Source organism: Shewanella sp. ECSMB14102 (assembly GCF_000813075.1).
Taxonomy (GTDB): domain Bacteria; phylum Pseudomonadota; class Gammaproteobacteria; order Enterobacterales; family Shewanellaceae; genus Shewanella; species Shewanella indica.
The window spans coordinates 24,213-41,615 of record NZ_JWGX01000013.1; the positions used below are offsets into that span (position 1 = coordinate 24,213).

17 protein-coding genes are annotated in these 17,403 nt (G+C 52.2%); 15 read left to right on the forward strand and 2 right to left on the reverse strand.

Features of this window, described 5'->3' with window-relative positions; genetic code table 11:
- Positions 1-59: 59 nt before the first annotated feature.
- Positions 60-206, reverse strand: coding sequence for a hypothetical protein (locus RC73_RS21105; RefSeq protein ID WP_232786079.1), 147 nt, complete (start codon positions 204-206; stop codon positions 60-62).
- On the opposite strand from RC73_RS21105, the gene RC73_RS05560 reads away from it, so the two are divergent.
- The 13 genes from RC73_RS05560 (at position 148) to RC73_RS05620 (ending at position 13,404) form a co-directional block, all read left to right on the forward strand.
- On the forward strand, positions 148-1,728 hold the full coding sequence (locus RC73_RS05560) for a CTP synthase (RefSeq protein ID WP_233962801.1): 1,581 nt from the start codon (positions 148-150) through the stop codon (positions 1,726-1,728). The genes RC73_RS21105 and RC73_RS05560 overlap by 59 nt on opposite strands.
- Positions 1,729-1,875: 147 nt before the next feature.
- On the forward strand, positions 1,876-3,171 hold the full coding sequence (eno, locus tag RC73_RS05565; RefSeq protein ID WP_039033728.1) for a phosphopyruvate hydratase: 1,296 nt from the start codon (positions 1,876-1,878) through the stop codon (positions 3,169-3,171).
- 98 nt (positions 3,172-3,269) lie between these two features.
- Positions 3,270-3,572: a cell division protein FtsB gene (gene ftsB, locus RC73_RS05570; RefSeq protein ID WP_039033729.1), complete on the forward strand. Its 303-nt coding sequence runs from the start codon at positions 3,270-3,272 to the stop codon at positions 3,570-3,572.
- Between the two features lie 28 nt (positions 3,573-3,600).
- The gene (gene ispD / locus RC73_RS05575; RefSeq protein ID WP_052248014.1) at positions 3,601-4,353 is read left to right on the forward strand and encodes a 2-C-methyl-D-erythritol 4-phosphate cytidylyltransferase; all 753 of its coding nucleotides are present in this window, start codon (positions 3,601-3,603) and stop codon (positions 4,351-4,353) included.
- A 15-nt stretch (positions 4,354-4,368) separates the two neighbouring features.
- Entirely contained in the window at positions 4,369-4,848 is a 480-nt protein-coding gene (gene ispF, locus RC73_RS05580) for a 2-C-methyl-D-erythritol 2,4-cyclodiphosphate synthase (protein WP_039033730.1), read from the forward strand.
- Positions 4,849-4,883: 35 nt separating this feature from the next.
- The gene (truD, locus tag RC73_RS05585) at positions 4,884-5,948 is read left to right on the forward strand and encodes a tRNA pseudouridine(13) synthase TruD (RefSeq protein ID WP_039033731.1); all 1,065 of its coding nucleotides are present in this window, start codon (positions 4,884-4,886) and stop codon (positions 5,946-5,948) included.
- The gene (gene surE, locus RC73_RS05590; protein ID WP_039033732.1) at positions 5,945-6,691 is read left to right on the forward strand and encodes a 5'/3'-nucleotidase SurE; all 747 of its coding nucleotides are present in this window, start codon (positions 5,945-5,947) and stop codon (positions 6,689-6,691) included. Before truD ends, surE begins: the two co-directional genes overlap by 4 nt.
- Positions 6,688-7,323: a protein-L-isoaspartate(D-aspartate) O-methyltransferase gene (locus RC73_RS05595; RefSeq protein WP_039033733.1), complete on the forward strand. Its 636-nt coding sequence runs from the start codon at positions 6,688-6,690 to the stop codon at positions 7,321-7,323. The genes surE and RC73_RS05595 overlap by 4 nt, the downstream gene beginning before the upstream one ends.
- 54 nt (positions 7,324-7,377) lie before the next feature.
- Entirely contained in the window at positions 7,378-8,289 is a 912-nt protein-coding gene (locus tag RC73_RS05600) for a peptidoglycan DD-metalloendopeptidase family protein (RefSeq protein WP_052248025.1), read from the forward strand.
- A 78-nt stretch (positions 8,290-8,367) separates the two neighbouring features.
- A complete protein-coding gene (rpoS, locus tag RC73_RS05605) occupies positions 8,368-9,324 on the forward strand; it encodes an RNA polymerase sigma factor RpoS (RefSeq protein ID WP_039033734.1) in 957 nt (318 codons plus the stop codon).
- Between the two features lie 695 nt (positions 9,325-10,019).
- On the forward strand, positions 10,020-10,709 hold the full coding sequence (gene phoB, locus RC73_RS05610) for a phosphate regulon transcriptional regulator PhoB (RefSeq protein ID WP_025011640.1): 690 nt from the start codon (positions 10,020-10,022) through the stop codon (positions 10,707-10,709).
- Positions 10,710-10,783: 74 nt separating this feature from the next.
- Entirely contained in the window at positions 10,784-12,085 is a 1,302-nt protein-coding gene (phoR, locus tag RC73_RS05615) for a phosphate regulon sensor histidine kinase PhoR (RefSeq protein WP_039033735.1), read from the forward strand.
- A 347-nt stretch (positions 12,086-12,432) separates the two neighbouring features.
- Positions 12,433-13,404 carry a PstS family phosphate ABC transporter substrate-binding protein gene (locus RC73_RS05620; protein WP_025889126.1) on the forward strand — a complete coding sequence of 324 codons (972 nt, stop codon included), beginning with the start codon at positions 12,433-12,435 and terminating at the stop codon, positions 13,402-13,404.
- A 53-nt stretch (positions 13,405-13,457) separates the two neighbouring features.
- On the opposite strand, the gene RC73_RS05625 is transcribed toward RC73_RS05620, so the two are convergent.
- Positions 13,458-14,360 carry a LysR family transcriptional regulator gene (locus tag RC73_RS05625; RefSeq protein ID WP_039033736.1) on the reverse strand — a complete coding sequence of 301 codons (903 nt, stop codon included), beginning with the start codon at positions 14,358-14,360 and terminating at the stop codon, positions 13,458-13,460.
- 223 nt (positions 14,361-14,583) lie between these two features.
- Between RC73_RS05625 and RC73_RS05630 the strand changes: the two genes are divergently transcribed.
- Complete coding sequence (locus tag RC73_RS05630) at positions 14,584-15,537, forward strand: AEC family transporter (protein ID WP_039033737.1); 954 nt, start codon at positions 14,584-14,586, stop codon at positions 15,535-15,537.
- A 96-nt stretch (positions 15,538-15,633) separates the two neighbouring features.
- The gene (gene recN / locus RC73_RS05635) at positions 15,634-17,295 is read left to right on the forward strand and encodes a DNA repair protein RecN (protein WP_039033738.1); all 1,662 of its coding nucleotides are present in this window, start codon (positions 15,634-15,636) and stop codon (positions 17,293-17,295) included.
- The last annotated feature ends 108 nt before the right edge of the window (positions 17,296-17,403 follow it).

Genomic DNA, 17,403 nt, shown 5'->3' on the forward strand with positions numbered 1-17,403 from the left:
GGTAAATGGCAGGGGCTTTGATATACTGTCGCCCCGTCCTGGTGCTTTCATTCGAGCACCTATTTATCATTCTTTTTTCTCAGGTTCAGCATGACTACAAGGTATATCTTCGTTACTGGTGGCGTTGTTTCATCACTAGGTAAAGGCATTGCAGCGGCATCGCTCGCAGCAATTTTAGAGGCCAGAGGCCTGAATGTAACCATCATGAAGCTGGATCCTTACATCAACGTTGATCCGGGAACCATGAGCCCAACCCAACACGGGGAAGTGTTTGTCACTGAGGACGGCGCAGAGACAGATCTGGACTTGGGCCACTACGAGCGTTTCATCCGTACCAAGATGAACCGTCGCAACAACTTCACTACAGGTCGTATCTACGAGGAAGTGCTGCGCAAGGAGCGTCGTGGTGACTACCTGGGTGCCACCATCCAGGTTATTCCGCACATCACCAACGCCATCAAGGAAAAAGTCCTCGAAGGCGGTGAAGGCCATGATGTCGCCATCGTTGAAATCGGTGGTACTGTGGGGGATATCGAATCTCTGCCTTTCCTCGAGTCTATCCGTCAGCTGGCTGTTGAACTGGGCCGCGAGCGCAGTTTGTTTATGCACCTGACTCTGGTGCCTTTTATCGGCCCGGCTCAGGAAGTGAAAACCAAGCCGACTCAGCACTCGGTAAAAGAGCTGCGTTCTATCGGTATTGCGCCGGATATCCTGGTTTGCCGTGGCGACCGCGCCATTCCGGCTACCGAGAGAGCCAAGATCTCCCTGTTCTGTAACGTTGAAGAGCGGGCGGTTATCTCCCTTAAAGACGTGGATTCCATCTACAAGATCCCGGCGCTGCTGCGCTCACAAGGTCTGGATGAGCTGGTCGTCAAGCGTTTTGGCCTGAGCTGCCCTGAAGCCGACCTGTCCGAATGGGAAAACGTGGTTTATCAGGAAGCCAATCCAAACAATGAAGTGACCATAGGTATGGTCGGCAAGTACATCGAACTGCCGGATGCCTATAAGTCTGTCAACGAAGCGCTGAAGCATGCCGGCCTTAAAAACCGGGTTTCAGTGAACATCAAGTATATCGACTCCCAGACGGTTGAAGTCAAAGGCGTTGAAGTGCTGGAAGGCCTGGACGGCATTCTGGTTCCCGGCGGCTTTGGTGAGCGTGGTGTTGAAGGTAAGATCCTTGCCGCTCAATATGCCCGTGAAAACCAACTGCCATACTTTGGTATCTGTCTGGGGATGCAGGTTGCCCTGATTGAATTCGCCCGTCATGTCGCCGGCATGGAAGGTGCCCACTCTACCGAGTTCAACAAGGAAACACCTTTCCCTGTTGTGGGCCTTATCACCGAATGGGTTGATGAAGAAGGTAATTTGGAGCAGCGTGATGAAGCTTCTGATCTGGGTGGTACCATGCGTCTTGGCGCTCAGCTGTGCCATCTGATTGAAGGCACCAAGGCCGCTGCCGCCTACAAGAGCAACACCTGTATTGAGCGTCACCGTCATCGTTACGAAGTGAACAACGCTTTCCGTGAGCGTTTGGAAAAGGCTGGTCTGGTATTCAGCGGCTTGTCTTCCGATCGCAAGCTGGTGGAGATGATTGAGATCCCGGCACATCCTTGGTTTGTTGCCGGTCAGTTCCATCCGGAATTCACCTCAACACCTCGCGACGGTCACCCTCTGTTTGAAGGTTTTGTCGCCGCTGCCAGTACTTACCAAAAGCGTAATCTGGGTTAAACTAGAAGAGCCGGACTGCTATGGCAGCTCCGGCTTTTTCATCCCCGCTGCACCGGGAAGTGTGAAGTGAAAGTCCAATACCCATATGAGAGACGCTGAACGCTCAGATGGGTATGGTTTTTTTCTTTAACTTTAATCGAGGACATTATGGCTAAGATCATTAACGTCATAGGACGCGAAATCATGGATTCTCGCGGTAATCCCACTGTAGAAGCTGAAGTGCATTTGGAAGGTGGTTTCATTGGTATGGCAGCCGCTCCATCAGGCGCTTCTACCGGTAGCCGTGAAGCGCTGGAACTGCGTGATGGCGACAAGGCTCGCTATCTGGGTAAAGGCGTGCTCAAGGCTGTTGATAATGTCAACGGTCCTATCCGTGAAGCCCTGCTGGGTAAAGATGCCACGGCTCAAGCCGAGCTGGACGGCATTATGATCGCGCTGGACGGCACCGAAAACAAAGACAAGCTGGGCGCCAATGCCATTCTGGCTGTGTCTTTGGCTGCTGCCAAGGCCGCTGCTGCCTTCAAAGGTATGCCGCTTTACGCTCACATCGCCGAACTGAACGGGACTCCTGGCCAGTACAGCATGCCGGTTCCTATGATGAACATCTTGAACGGTGGTGAGCATGCCGACAACAACGTCGACATTCAGGAATTCATGGTACAGCCAGTCGGTGCCAAGAGTTTCCGTGAAGCCCTGCGTATGGGCGCTGAAATCTTCCACAACCTGAAGAAGGTGCTCCAGTCCAAGGGCCTGAACACTGCCGTGGGTGACGAAGGCGGTTTTGCGCCTAACCTGTCATCCAACGCCGATGCCCTGGCTGTTATCAAAGAAGCCGTTGAAGCTGCTGGCTACAAACTGGGTACAGATGTGACTCTGGCACTGGACTGTGCCGCTTCCGAGTTCTACAAAGACGGTAAGTATGACCTGGCCGGTGAAGGCAAGGTATTCGATTCCAACGGTTTTTCTGACTTCCTCAAGTCACTGACCGAACAGTATCCTATCGTTTCTATCGAAGATGGCCTGGATGAGTCTGATTGGGACGGCTGGGCTTACCAGACCAAGATCCTCGGTGATAAGATCCAGCTGGTGGGTGATGACCTGTTCGTGACCAACACCAAGATCCTGTCTCGCGGTATCGAGCAGGGCGTTGCCAACTCGATTCTGATTAAGTTCAACCAGATAGGTTCTCTGACCGAGACTCTGGCCGCTATCCGCATGGCCAAGGAAGCCGGTTACACCGCCGTTATCTCTCACCGCTCAGGTGAAACTGAAGATGCGACCATTGCCGACTTGGCAGTAGGTACCGCAGCCGGCCAGATCAAGACCGGCTCTCTGTGCCGCTCTGACCGTGTTGCCAAGTACAACCAGCTGCTGCGCATTGAAGAGCAACTGGGTGCCAAGGCAGCCTACCGTGGCCTGAGTGAGATCAAAGGTCAGGCGTAATTTTCGCCTCCAGTTTCAAAAGGCCACCACTTGGTGGCCTTTTTTGTTGTACTATCAACACTAATCGTATTTTTAGGGCATGAGCTGAATTTATCACCATGAAACGACTGCTTTTTGTCATCGTCTTGCTGCTGGGGTTACTGCAATATCGTCTTTGGCTGGGAGAAAACAGTCTGCCGGAGTACTTTCATCTTGAGCAGCAGATAGCGGCTCAAAATGACAGCAATGCCAGGCTCGAAGAACGCAACCAGGTACTGAAAGAGGAGATCCGCGATCTGCGCAGCGGTACCGAAGCCCTGGAAGAGCGTGCCCGCAATGAGCTGGGGTTAATCAAGAAGGGTGAAACCTTTTACCGGGTTGTTGGTGGTGAACAGCGTTCTATGTCTTTGGCCAATCAATAACGGCCCAATTTCAACATAACGGATATCCATGAGTGAAGCTATTTCCTCCCGAGCCATAACGGCCGGGCTCCCCAGTGATGAACAAGTGATTGCCATAGTACCGGCCGCTGGAATAGGCAGTCGCATGGGCGCTGACTGCCCTAAGCAATATCTGCCGCTTGCCGGCTCATGCATTTTGGAGCAAACCCTCAAGGTTTTGCTGAGCCACAGTGGTATTTCAAGGGTGATAGTGGCGCTGAACCCGGAAGATAGCTTCTTTGGCAAACTCTCTGTGGCCAGTCATCCCAAGTTGGAGACTGTCACTGGCGGTAAAGAGCGCGCGGATTCTGTGTTGGCGGCGCTTGAGAGTCTGGTTGCCGACAAGCCATTGCCTGCCACTACCTGGGCCTTGGTGCATGATGCCGCCAGACCCTGCTTGACCCATGGCGATATTGATAAGTTGCTTGCTTCACGAAAACAATATCCGCAAGGGGCGATACTGGCAGCGCCGGTGCGCGATACCATGAAACGCAGCGGCATCGATGGTTGCATCAGTGAAACGGTTGCCAGAGAAGCGCTCTGGCATGCGCTAACGCCGCAGCTGTTTCCACTGCTTACTTTGACCGAGGCGCTGAAAGCTGCGTTGGCCGCCGGTGTGCTGGTGACAGACGAAGCCTCGGCGATGGAGTGGCGCGGAGTACACCCGGCGCTTATCAGCGGCCGTAGCGACAATATCAAGGTAACCCATCCGGACGATTTGCCGCTGGCAGCGCTTTATCTGGCGCATCAGCGGAGTAACTGACTACAGGAACAAGCAATGAATATACGTATTGGACACGGTTTTGATGTACATAAATTCGGTGGTGAGCCGCCCTTGGTTCTGGGTGGGGTGGAAGTACCGCATCACACAGGCTTGTTGGCGCACTCCGATGGTGATGTGGTATTGCACGCGATTTCAGATGCGATACTCGGCGCCATGGCACTTGGTGACATAGGTAAACACTTTCCCGATACCGAGGCCGAATTCAAGGGAGCCGACAGCCGGGTGCTGCTGCGTCATTGTTACCGCCTGGCACTGGACAAAGGCTTTCGTCTCGGCAACCTGGATGTGACCATTATTGCCCAGGCGCCCAAGATGGCGCCGCATATTGAAGCCATTCGACAGATGTTGGCCGAAGATCTGCACACAGATCTTGACTCCATCAACGTCAAGGCGACCACGACAGAAAAACTCGGCTTTACCGGCCGCAGTGAAGGCATTGCGGTAGAAGCCGTGGTGCTGATGTTCGGTATGTAATACCGACTCATTTACAGGAAAAGATTTCAAATAAGATGAATTCATTACACTTTCTTTATGGCAAGCCGCTCTCAAAAGGCGATATGCGCACCAGCAACAGCGATTTTCAGGTGCAGGAAATACTGCCTTTTCTGCCCTCGGGCGAGGGTGAGCACCATCTGCTGCATATTCGTAAAGATGGCCTGAATACGGTTCAGGTGGCCGAGATGCTGGCCAAATTGGCCAAGGTGCACCCCAAAGAGGTGACCTTTGCCGGTCAGAAGGATAAGAATGCCATCACAGAGCAGTGGTTCGGCGTACGAATTCCGGGCAAGGAAACGCCGGATTGGCTGAGCCTCAATAGCGAGTCCATCACGGTATTGAGTGCGGCGCGTCATAACAAGAAGCTGCGTATTGGTGCGCTTTCCGGTAACCGTTTCAAGCTGGTTCTGCGCCAGATAACCCAGCCGGCAGATGTATTGCAGCGGCTGGAATCGATTGCCGAGAGCGGCGTACCCAACTATTTCGGTGAACAGCGCTTTGGTCACAACGGCCGTAACATAGAAATGGCACGGCAGATGTTACAGGGGCGCAAGGTGAAAGACAGAAACAAGCGCTCCATCTACCTGTCGGCGCTGCGCTCATTATTGTTCAATCAACTGGTCTCTCAGCGCCTGGCGACCCATGGGCTTGAGTGTCTGGACGGTGATTGTGTCATGCTGGCCGGCAGTCGCAGCTTCTTTGTTGCCGAGCGCTGGGATGAGGTGTTGCAACAAAGGCTGGCAGAGAAAGATATTTTGTTGTCGGCGCCCATGTGGGGTAGGGGCCAGCCACTCAGCAGTGCCGATGCCTTGGCCTTTGAGACTCAGGTGCTGGCCGAATACAGCGCCGATTGTGAAGGTTTGGAAAAAGCCGGGCTCGAGCAGGAAAGGCGACCATTGTTGCTGCGTCCCGAGGGGATGAAGTACCAATTTATCGAGCCGGACACTTTGGAGCTGGAGTTCAGCCTTCCCGCGGGCAGCTTTGCAACCTCAGTGCTGCGGGAACTGCTCGACTATGATGATGTGACCGAACGTCTGTGGCGTGAGCGCCAGGCGGCTCAGGAAGGAAATCCCGCATGAAAATCTTGGTCAGCAACGATGATGGGGTAACGGCACCTGGGATCCGCGCTCTATCAGAAGCCTTGTCAGCCGTTGCCGAAGTGCTGACTGTGGCACCGGATCGCAACTGCTCCGGTGCCAGTAACTCTTTAACCTTGACGAATCCCTTAAGGATTAATAAGTTAGACAATGGCTACATCTCGGTAAACGGCACGCCGACCGATTGCGTTCATCTGGCGATTCGTGAACTCTATGAAGGCGAACCCGACATGGTGGTCTCGGGGATCAATGCCGGTGCCAATATGGGAGACGATACCCTCTATTCAGGCACAGTGGCGGCAGCGATGGAAGGGCGTTTTCTGGGGTTACCGGCGGTGGCCGTATCCTTGGTGGGGCGTGAGTTTACGCATTATGACACTGCGGCGGCCTATGCGGTGAAGATCATTATGGGGCTTAAGAAGCATCCCATTGCCTCGGATCAGATCCTCAATATCAATGTGCCGGATCTGCCTCTCGATGAAATCAAGGGGATACGGGTTACTCGGCTCGGCGCCCGCCATAAGGCGGAGGGGATGGTCAGAGCCAGAGATCCTCATGGCCGCGAGGTATTTTGGTTGGGGCCCCCCGGGATTGAACTGGATGTGGGTGAAGACACCGACTTTTATGCTGTGTCTCAGGGATATGTGTCCATCACCCCATTAACTGTAGATTTAACCGCCTATCGGCAGCTTTCTCAATTGCAACACTGGATAGAAAAACTATGACCCGGGTAGCCTCCACATCGGCATTGAATTTAACCAAAAAACTGCAGGAAGCGGGGATCCGTCACCCGGGTCTGTTGCAGGTGGTGGCCAAAACCCCCAGAGAGTTGTTTCTTGATGGCGCATTGGCGCATAAGGCTTATGAAAATACTGCTCTCCCTATAGGCTCGGGTCAGACTATATCCCAGCCTTATATTGTGGCGAGAATGACCGAGTTACTACTGGAGCATAATCCTGCCAAGGTGCTGGAAATTGGTACCGGCTCCGGGTATCAGGCGGCGGTATTGGCGCAGTTGGTGCCTGAACTTTTTACCGTCGAGCGGATCAAAAGTCTGCAAATCCAAGCTCGTCAACGTCTCAAGCGGCTGGATCTGCATAATGTCCATTTCAAATATGGTGATGGCTGGCAAGGCTGGCCCAACAGGGCGCCCTTCGATGCCATCATGGTGACCGCGGCGGCATCTGATATCCCTGCCGCCCTGCTGGAACAGTTGGCTGAGGGGGGCGTATTGGTGATCCCTGTCGGTGATGAGAGCCAGCAGTTGTTGAAGATCCGCCGGGAGAAGGGACAGTTTACTTCTCAGGTTATCGAGGCGGTGAAATTTGTGCCTTTAATCAGTGGCGGCTTAGCCTGATAGTTATTACATCGTGCAGGAGTATTCTTGAATCCATTGCATTTCAGCCGGTTATTGCAACGAAAGACATCATTATTTTGGCGTCTTGGCTCAGTGCTGTTGGTTACTCTGGTTTCTGGATGTAGTTTTCAGGCTCACAGACCCGCTCCGGTCGAATCTATTTATGGTGTAAAACGGCCGGCAATCGAAAGAGGCTCAATCCAATCTGATACTTATAAGGTGAGAAAAGGCGATACCCTCTATTCCATCGCCTGGGGAGCCGGTAAAGACTATGCGCAAATAGCCAAGTTAAATCAGCTAGATAAGTCTTATACCATCTACCCTGGACAGGTACTCATCCTGGAAGGTAAAAAAAATGTTAAGAGCGGTTCGTGGCTGAAATCGAGTAAAAGCTCCAAACCTCAACCTCAAAAATCAAAAGACAAGGTCTATAAAAAACAAACGGTTAAACAGAAACAGGCCGTTGCTAAAGCCAAGCAAAATAAGCCGAAAAAAACACTTGATCCCAAACCAAAGTCTGCTTACCCTGTATCCAATGGTAAACAAAATGTTAACCATGTTGTCCATAAGCCGAGTTCGACTCTGCCGGACAAAGTCAGTCGCTGGATATGGCCGGTCAATGGCCGGGTGATTGGCGCATTCTCTGCCAAAGAGCAGGGAAATAAAGGAATCAAGATAGCCGGTAACCGAGGCGATATTATTAAAGCCACTGCCGATGGTCGGGTGGTCTATGCGGGTAATGCTTTGCGGGGTTATGGAAACCTCGTCATTATCAAACATAGTGATGACTATCTCAGTGCTTACGCCCACGCCGATAAGATCTTGGTCAAGGAAAAGCAGCATGTGTCTGCCGGGCAGACGGTTGCGAAGATGGGAAGCACAGGCACCAACCAGGTCATGCTGCACTTTGAGATCCGCTACCATGGTCAGTCTGTCAATCCACTCAATTATTTACCCAAACGCTGATTGTTTGGGAGCCAAAATTGGCATATGGAGGATAAAAAACGATGTAAATTAGTTTGTTAAGGTTTGGGAGAGAATATTATGAGCCGCAAAAATGCTAGCGCACCCGTGGAAGAGCTTGTAGATTTATCCGTAAACGACACGGAAGTGGCGTCAAAGAAGGAAGAAGCTCTGGCCGAAATGGTTCAGGATGACCTGCAAAAAAACTTAGACGCGACCCAACTTTATCTGAGTGAAATCGGATTTTCCCCTTTGCTGAGTGCAGAAGAAGAGGTTTTTTTCTCGCGCAAGGCCCTCAAAGGTTGTGAAAAATCACGCAACCGCATGATCGAAAGTAATTTACGCCTCGTGGTCAAAATAGCCCGTCGTTACAACAACCGTGGCTTGGCACTCTTGGATCTGATTGAAGAAGGCAATCTTGGTCTGATCCGTGCCGTAGAAAAGTTCGACCCCGAGCGCGGTTTCCGTTTCTCCACTTATGCCACTTGGTGGATCCGCCAGACCATAGAGCGAGCCATAATGAATCAGACCCGTACTATACGTCTGCCTATTCATGTGGTTAAAGAGCTCAATGTGTATCTGCGTACTGCCCGGGAGTTGGCCCATAAGCTGGATCACGAACCCACAGCCGAAGAGATAGCCGAAAAGCTGGAACTACCAAGCAGCGATGTCAGCAAGATGCTGAAGCTGAATGAGAGGATCACCTCGGTCGACACCCCGATAGGCGGTGACAACGACAAGGCCCTACTCGATGTGTTGGCAGACGATGATGATATGACACCGGATGCCCAGGTGCAGGAAGAAGACATTTCCAACTCTGTGGTTAAGTGGCTCAATGAGCTCAATACCAAGCAAAGAGAAGTGCTTGCCAGACGCTTTGGCCTACTGGGATATGAACCTTCCACTTTGGAGGATGTAGGCTCGGAAATTGGCCTGACCCGAGAAAGAGTGCGGCAAATTCAGGTGGAGGCATTGAAACGCCTGCGCGACATACTCTCCTCTCAGGGATTGTCGGTAGAGGCCTTGTTCAAGGCCTAGATAAGTTTGCAATAATGCCCAAAGAATGCAATCCCGAACATATCTATCTGGCGACTTTAAGGGGTTCATGCAAAAGATAAAAATCCGATGTAAATATGTCATCGGATTTTTGTTACTCAGCTTCATTGTTCCCCAGCATCATCAAGCCTCTTGGTAAATAAAACTCGTTAGCATGGCGTCGCCAGCCTCAGGTTCGTACTCTAAGGTGATGAGCTGCTTTCGTTTTCGGGCCGGTTTCAGGTATTAACCTGGTGGCGCTTCATTGAACTCCTGTGGTTGTTTATCGCCAAAAATCGCCGGTAATCACACTATTTGACTTGATTTCAGACCGGCAAGTTGGACCGGACATGCGATCACTTTAAGCATCGGCAGAATATGTGTCAGCGCCTTGGTCTGTGTCATATGTTCCGAGCCTGGTTCAACTTGATTATTATCTTTTGGGAAATGTGGGATTTATTTCCAGGTAAGATATTGTTTGGTATATGTTTTTGTTATGGATTTACACGCATTAGGATTGTTGTCGATAGCGGCTAATGGAGAGGTTTTAAAGATATTTTTATCAGGGTTTCAAGTGTTTAATCCGGAAAATTATGACAAAATGGTGGCGTTAATAGGGCTTAAACGAGTCTTTTTCATAATTTTGTAATAAAACTGTCCAATAATGGCCACGTGGAAATTCACTGACAGAAACCGTTATGACTGCAAGGATTTTAATAGTAGAAGATGAGTTGGCTATCCGCGAGATGCTGACTTTTGTTATGGAACAACACGGGTACACCACCAGTGCCGCCGAGGACTTTGACTCTGCCCTGGCACTGCTCAAGGAGCCTTATCCGGATCTTATTCTGCTGGACTGGATGTTTCCGGGCGGCAGCGGTATTCAGTTTGCCAAGCGATTGAAGCAAGATGAGTTTACCCGTCAGATCCCCATTATCATGCTCACCGCCCGCGGTGAGGAAGAGGACAAGGTCAAAGGCCTGGAAGTGGGCGCCGATGACTATATTACCAAGCCGTTTTCCCCTAAGGAGTTGGTGGCCCGCATCAAGGCGGTTCTCAGACGCGCCGCGCCAACCCGCCTGGAAGAAACCATAGATGTGCAGGGCCTGACCCTGGATCCTGTCAGCCATAGGGTCACTGTGGGTGATTCAGTGCTGGAGATGGGGCCGACCGAGTTTCGTTTGCTGCACTTCTTTATGACTCACCCGGAACGGGTCTACAGCCGTGAGCAGCTGCTGGACAATGTTTGGGGCACCAATGTCTATGTCGAAGACAGAACCGTGGATGTGCATATTCGTCGCTTAAGGAAAGCCGTGGAGCTGTCCGGGCACGATAAACTGATCCAAACGGTTCGCGGCGCAGGTTACCGCTTCTCTACCCGTATCTAGCGGGGTAACAATGGGCACGGGTCGGTTTTTGCGTTATCTTGTGCAACCATCGGCCTTTTGCCTGGGCATTTTCTATGTTTGATTCCTATTCGGGTTATCGGCTGTTTTCCCGTCTGATGCTGTACCTGGCGGCTTGTCTGCTGCTTGGGTTGCTGCTTGGTCAGTTGCTCTTGGTGTTGTGTCTGGGAGCTTTTCTATTATTGGGTTGGCACTATCGCCAGCTTATTCGGCTCAATTACTGGTTGTGGCGCGATCGCCGCTTAACGCCGCCTCAGGGCAGCGGCAGCTGGGAAGGGGTGTTCAATGGCATCTATCGCCTGCAGGGTAAAAACCGCAAGCGGGTGAGTCAGTTGGCAGGGTTGCTGGGACGGTTTCGTCAGGGGGCCGAAGCGCTTCCTGATGCGGCAGTGGTACTCGATTCAGAGCACAATATTCTCTGGTGTAATAAGCTGGCGCAGCTGCTGCTTGGCTTTGTCTGGCCGCAGGATAATGGTCAGCGAATAGATAACCTTATCCGGCATCCCGACTTTTCGGCCTATTTGAAAAAGGGTCATTACAAGGAGCCGCTGGAGCTGCCGTCCCCGGTTTCGGATAGACGTTTGCTGGAAGTGCGTTTGATGGCCTATGGCGACAGGCAGCTGTTGCTGATCGCCCGGGATATTACCCGGGTTAGGCAACTCGAGGGAATGCGCAAGGAGTTTGTTGCCAACGTCTCCCATGAGCTGAAGACGCCGCTCACTGTGCTGCAGGGGTATCTTGAGATGATGCAGAGCATGGCCGAACCCGACTCCCCCAATGTTAAGGCGCTGGAGTTGATGCAGCAGCAGACCGGCAGGATGCAATCCATGGTAGAGCAGTTGTTGGCGTTGTCGCGGATTGAAGATGCCGCCGATATCAACCTGGAACACACTGTGGATATGAAGCAGTTGATGACCACCTTAAAGGAGGAGGGCGAAGCGCTCTCCCGTGGTCGCTACCAACTGAGCTTCCATGCCGAACCCGGGCTCAATACCCATGGCAATGAGTTGCAGCTGCGCAGTGCCTGCTCCAACTTGTTGTCCAATGCCATACGTTACACTGAACCGGGCGGCAGTATTGAGGTGCGCTGGCAACGGGTGGCAACCGGCGCCATGTTCAGTGTTAAAGACAGTGGTGAAGGAATTGCACCGCAGCATATCAGTCGACTGACTGAACGTTTCTATCGGGTCGACAGTGCCCGCTCGCGGCAAACCGGTGGCAGTGGTTTGGGGTTGGCGATAGTGAAACACGCCCTTAGTCATCACCACAGTGAACTCAAGGTGACCAGCGAGTTGGGTAAGGGCAGTACTTTCAGCTTTGTGATCCCGCAGCATCTGCTGGAGCAGCAAGATTCTTGAAGCGCTGGAATAGACTAATGTTATTAAGGAGCCGTAGGCTCCTTTTTTACTATCTGGTGCGAAGGGGATTTATTTTGCTGCTTGTGTCACCAGCAGCAAGCTTCAGATTATGATTATACAAACTCTTTGCTACAGAAAGTGAGCTGCTTAAACAATACTTTTACTCGAAGGCCCTTAATGTTGAAACTATTGACAACTGTGCTATCCGCTAATTTCAATCCCTCATTTGCTGCGAATTTATCTTGGCCTGTCATGCAACTGTCATTTTAAAGTCATAGACTTGTCATTGTGGCAATTGATACTGGCTGCGTTTTAGAAACCAATTTCGGTAAACACTGGAGCAAATAATGAAATTGAAACAGCTTGTCGGTGCGGTGACTCTTACAGCCGCTGGTGTATTCTCAGCAGCATCTATGGCTGCTATCGATCAGTCACTGCCAACCTACGAGAAAACAAGTGGCGTATCCGGTAACTTGTCTTCTGTCGGTTCTGACACTCTGGCCAACATGATGACTCTGTGGGCAGAAGAATTCAAACAGATGTACCCTAACGTCAACATCCAGATCCAGGCTGCCGGTTCTTCAACTGCGCCTCCAGCCCTGACCGAAGGGACTTCTCAGTTTGGCCCAATGAGCCGCAAGATGAAGCCAAACGAAGAGGAAGCGTTTGAAAAGCACTATGGTTATAAGCCTACTGCGATTCGTGTAGCCATTGATGCTCTGGCAGTCTTTGTGCACAAGGACAACCCCATCAAGGGGCTGAGCATAGAGCAGGTTGATGCCATCTTCTCCTCTACCCACAAGTGTGGTGGCAGCGATATCACTCGTTGGGGTGATGCCGGTTTGGACGGAAGCTGGTCTGCCAAAGACATTCAGCTGTACGGCCGTAACTCAGTATCCGGTACATACGGTTACTTCAAGAAGAAAGCGCTGTGTAAGGGCGACTTCAAAGCCAACGTGAACGAGCAGCCAGGCAGCGCCTCAGTGGTTCAGTCTGTATCTCAGTCGCTGAATGCTATCGGTTACTCAGGCATAGGTTACAAGACTGCCGGTGTGAAAGCTGTGGCTCTGTCGAAGAAGGGCGACGACTATATCGCGGCAACGCCTGAGAATGCTGCCAGCGGTACTTACCCACTGTCACGCTACCTCTACGTTTACATCAACAAGCACCCAAACAAAGAGCTGTCACCCATGCAGCGCGAGTTTGTCCGCTATGTCCTGTCCAAGCAGGGTCAGCAGGTTGTTGAGAAAGACGGTTATGTTGCACTGCCAAGAAGTGTGATTGCCAAAGACCTGGAGAAGGCTGGTATCCGTCTGTAAGACTTACCCCTTCGAAGAAAAGCCCGCGTCGCGGGCTTTTTTGCGTCTGCGTTTTAGTCCATGGAAAACAGCGCAGGGGCGCGCTGCTGCATGAACTCGATAAAGAGTTTTACCTTGAGAGGTTGCTGGCTGCGTTGATGATAGAGCAGGGAAATACGCCGTTTTTCTCCTTTCCACTCCGGTAGCAATACCTGTAGCCGGCCATCTTTCAACTCCTGTTTGCAAAATAGCTCTGGGCCGTAAAGAATGCCGCCGTCATTTAAGGTCGCGCGGATGGCACCGTGGAGATCCGTCAGGGTTAGGTTGGCTGGGCCATCATAATAGAAGGCATCGCCATCGGGATGGCGCAGCGACCAGTTGAACAGAGGCCAGACCTTGATAACCTTGTGCTGACTGAGCTGTTGCGGATGGTTAAATACCGGCGCTTTTCGAAGATACCCGGGGGAAGCCACCAGGCGATAATCCAATACTCCGAGAGAGCAGGAAACCCAGGAGGAGTCAGGCTGGGTGCCGCCGACTATGGCAACATCTATGCCTTTATCGATGAGATCCACCACCTCGTTACTTTGGGCGATATGCAGCTTGATATCCGGGTAGCACTCGCAAAATTCGTTCAGTGTCTCGATGAATATCATAGAGATAATCGAGATGGGAGCGGCAATTCTCAGGGTGCCTTCGGGCTTGTCGGCGCAGGTGCCGCTGGCCAGGGCATCAAACTGGGCTATCAGTTGCTGATAGCGTTGGAACAACTCCAGTCCCTCTTCGGTCAACCTCAGTTTGCGGGTGGTTCGCATCAGTAGTTGTTTATCCAGCACAGATTCCAGCTTGGCTAGTTTGCGGCTGACGGTGGCCACCGGCATATTCAGTACTTTGGCGGCCTGGGAGAAACTGCCGGCATTGACCAGATGTACAAACAAGTAGAGCAGTTGCAGTTCGGGAGCCTGATTGTCACTCATTGCTGTTCCTCAATGTGCCAAGGATATGTTTAAAACGCTTGTCTGCCGATGTCTACGACCATAGCGCAATGGCTGGCAGATAACGGCTGTGGTAACTTGTCGGCAATCTCTGCCGAACTTACTTAGCTGTACTGATAAGGGCAGGCAAGATACAGAATTCCCCGCCATTTTCGCAGATCCTCGGCGGGAGTACGACAGCCAAAGTCAGCAAAATGGAAGAAGTATGACTGGAATCATTACTCCGCTGATCTCTGTGTTTGGCATTATGCTCGCAGGTTCACTGGTACAGAAAAGCAAAATCCTGCCGGATGGTACGGACGCCGCCCTCAACCAATATGTTTATTACATAGCTTTTCCGGCCATTATGATGATAGTGCTGGCAAGAACTTCTTTCGAGGAGATCTTCCAGTGGCATTTCATCGTCGGTTTCAGTGTGGCAATGATGCTGACCTATCTGCTGGTGCTGCTGATTTCCGGTTGTTTCAGGGCCGGTCAGGGGGTAGGGGCGATTCGCGCCTTGAATGCCACCTTCGGCAATACCGCCTTTATCGGCATCCCCATGATGATGATAGTCTACCCGGGAAACCAGTTGGCGCTGGCTGCGGCGGCCATTGCCAGCCTGTTGTCTGTGGTGATGTTTGCCATCGCACTGGTGTCGCTGGAGCTCGCCAGAGATACAGAAAATAAGGCGCATCCTTTGTTGATTATTGTTGAAGCGCTGGCGAAAAACCCGATTGTTATCGGCAGCGCCCTGGGCGTTGCTGTCTCGGCTTCCGGTATGGCTCTGCCGGATGGGATAGCGATGATGATAAGCCAGATAGGCGCTACCTCCAGTCCCTGCGCCCTGTTTGCCATAGGTATGGTGTTGGCCAAGGCGACTCGGGTTCGCGGCGCCACCCGCTTACCTGGGCCTTGGCAGTTGGCCGAGCTTTTTGGTATCAACGCTTGCAAGCTACTACTGCAACCTCTGCTGGCTTATCTATTATTGAAAGCCATGGGGATCAGCGGCACCAATCTGCAGATGGGGGTTATTCTTGCGGCCCTGCCTACTGCAGCGAGTGTATACTTACTGGCGCAGCGTTATGACACCAAGGCTGGGGTCAGTGCCCAGGGTATATTACTGGGCACGCTAATCACCTTTATCAGTTTGCCTTTGATAGCGGCATGGGCTGTTTAGGCTGGGTAGAACACAGGGAATAATTAATCGACAGATATTTACTGTATAAAAAATCAGTATATACTGTTTATCAATACAGTGTTTTGGGAATTCATTATGCTTTGCCAACTCAGCATCAATAACTTTGCCATAGTGCGTTTTCTGGAGCTGGACTTCCGTCCGGGAATGACCAGTATTACCGGCGAGACCGGGGCGGGTAAATCCATTGCCATCGATGCCCTGGGGCTTTGTCTCGGTAACCGGGCCGATGCCGCCAGTGTGCGCCCCGGCGCCAGCAAGACGGAAGTCAGTGCCCGTTTCTCTCTGGCGGATGTCCCTCTGGCCAAGCGTTGGCTGGAAGATAATGATCTCGAACTCGAAGATGAATGTATTCTACGGCGCACCATTGGCAGCGATGGCCGCTCCCGCGCCTATATCAATGGTAACCCTGTGCCGCTGACTCAGCTCAAGGCGTTGGGACCCTTGCTGGTGGGGATCCACGGCCAGCATGCCCATCACGCCATGCTCAAGACAGAGCAGCAACTTTACCTGCTGGACAGCTATGCCAATCATAAGCTGTTGCTCGATGGGGTCAGCAGTGCCTATCAGCGTTATCGCCAAATCGAGCAGGAACTGCGGCAACTGGTGCTGTCGCAGCAGGAGAGAATTGCCCGCAAGCAGTTACTCAGCTATCAGGTGGAAGAACTCAATGACTTTGCTCTCGGGGAGCATGAATTTGCCGAGATAGAGCAGGAGCACAAGCGTCTGGCCAACAGTACGGCGCTGATCGAGTCCTGTCAGTTGGCCTTGATGCTGCTCAGTGAGGGCGAAGAAGCCAACATAGAGTCATTGTTGAACCGGGCCGTGCATATCAGTGCCGATCTTGAGAGTGTCGATGCTGAGCTGGCCAATGTCGGCGGCATGCTCAACGATGCCCTGATCCAGGTGCAGGAAAGCAGCAGCGAACTGCAGCGCTATCTGGACAAGCTCGAGTTGGACCCTGAACACTTTGCCATGCTGGAGGCGCGACTTTCCAAGGCGATGCAACTGGCGCGCAAGCATCAGGTGATGCCCTCAGAGCTGTATCAACACCATCAGCAATTGCTGGCCGAACTGGGGAGTCTCGACTCGGATGAGCAGAAGCTTGAAGAGATAGAGCAGCAATTGGAAGCCAGCAAACAGAATTATCTGACTCAGGCGCAGAAACTCAGTCAGAGCCGTAGCCGCTATGCCAAAGAGCTGGACAAGTTGGTCACAGCTTCCATCCATGAGCTCAATATGCCCAAGGGCAAGTTCAGCATAGCGGTGGAGTTTAATCCTGGGCAGATGTCGGTCAACGGCAGTGACAGGGTGGAGTTTCTGGTGACTACTAATCCGGGGCAGCCACTGCAGAGTCTGGCCAAGGTGGCCTCGGGGGGCGAGCTTTCCCGTATCGGCCTGGGTATTCAGGTGATAACCGCCCGTAAGGTAGCGACTCCGACACTGATTTTTGATGAGGTGGATGTGGGGATTTCCGGACCAACAGCCGCCGTGGTGGGCCGCATGTTGCGCACCCTGGGAGAGTCGACCCAGGTATTGTGTGTGACTCACTTGCCGCAGGTGGCAGGTAACGGCCATCAGCATATGTTTGTTGCTAAACATGCCAAGGGCAGCGGTACCGAAACCTCTATGGTGGCGCTGGATAAAGAGCAGCGAGTGCAGGAGTTGGCCCGGTTGCTTGGTGGCGATACCATCACCAGCAATACCCTGGCCAATGCCCGTGAGTTGCTCAGCAGCTAAAAGCGGCGTTTTGCAAGTTTTGAGATAAAACCGTCACACCCAATATTATCCGGGGGTTTTTGAGTCGCGATGGCGACTCAAAAACTAAAATCGGCCCGGTCAAGGTCG

Bases quoted from the DNA above. Each gene is read 5' to 3' on its own strand.
- RC73_RS05630 (WP_039033737.1), top strand. From the start codon at position 14,584: ATGACTGGAATCATTACTCCGCTGATCTCTGTGTTTGGCATTATGCTC.
- RC73_RS05620 (WP_025889126.1), top strand. From the start codon at position 12,433: ATGAAATTGAAACAGCTTGTCGGTGCGGTGACTCTTACAGCCGCTGGT.
- ispD (WP_052248014.1), top strand. From the start codon at position 3,601: ATGAGTGAAGCTATTTCCTCCCGAGCCATAACGGCCGGGCTCCCCAGT.
- ftsB (WP_039033729.1), top strand. From the start codon at position 3,270: ATGAAACGACTGCTTTTTGTCATCGTCTTGCTGCTGGGGTTACTGCAA.
- phoB (WP_025011640.1), top strand. From the start codon at position 10,020: ATGACTGCAAGGATTTTAATAGTAGAAGATGAGTTGGCTATCCGCGAG.
- truD (WP_039033731.1), top strand. From the start codon at position 4,884: ATGAATTCATTACACTTTCTTTATGGCAAGCCGCTCTCAAAAGGCGAT.
- RC73_RS05625 (WP_039033736.1), bottom strand. From the start codon at position 14,360: ATGAGTGACAATCAGGCTCCCGAACTGCAACTGCTCTACTTGTTTGTA.
- phoR (WP_039033735.1), top strand. From the start codon at position 10,784: ATGTTTGATTCCTATTCGGGTTATCGGCTGTTTTCCCGTCTGATGCTG.
- RC73_RS05595 (WP_039033733.1), top strand. From the start codon at position 6,688: ATGACCCGGGTAGCCTCCACATCGGCATTGAATTTAACCAAAAAACTG.
- surE (WP_039033732.1), top strand. From the start codon at position 5,945: ATGAAAATCTTGGTCAGCAACGATGATGGGGTAACGGCACCTGGGATC.
- RC73_RS21105 (WP_232786079.1), bottom strand. From the start codon at position 206: ATGATGGTTACATTCAGGCCTCTGGCCTCTAAAATTGCTGCGAGCGAT.
- eno (WP_039033728.1), top strand. From the start codon at position 1,876: ATGGCTAAGATCATTAACGTCATAGGACGCGAAATCATGGATTCTCGC.
- recN (WP_039033738.1), top strand. From the start codon at position 15,634: ATGCTTTGCCAACTCAGCATCAATAACTTTGCCATAGTGCGTTTTCTG.
- rpoS (WP_039033734.1), top strand. From the start codon at position 8,368: ATGAGCCGCAAAAATGCTAGCGCACCCGTGGAAGAGCTTGTAGATTTA.
- ispF (WP_039033730.1), top strand. From the start codon at position 4,369: ATGAATATACGTATTGGACACGGTTTTGATGTACATAAATTCGGTGGT.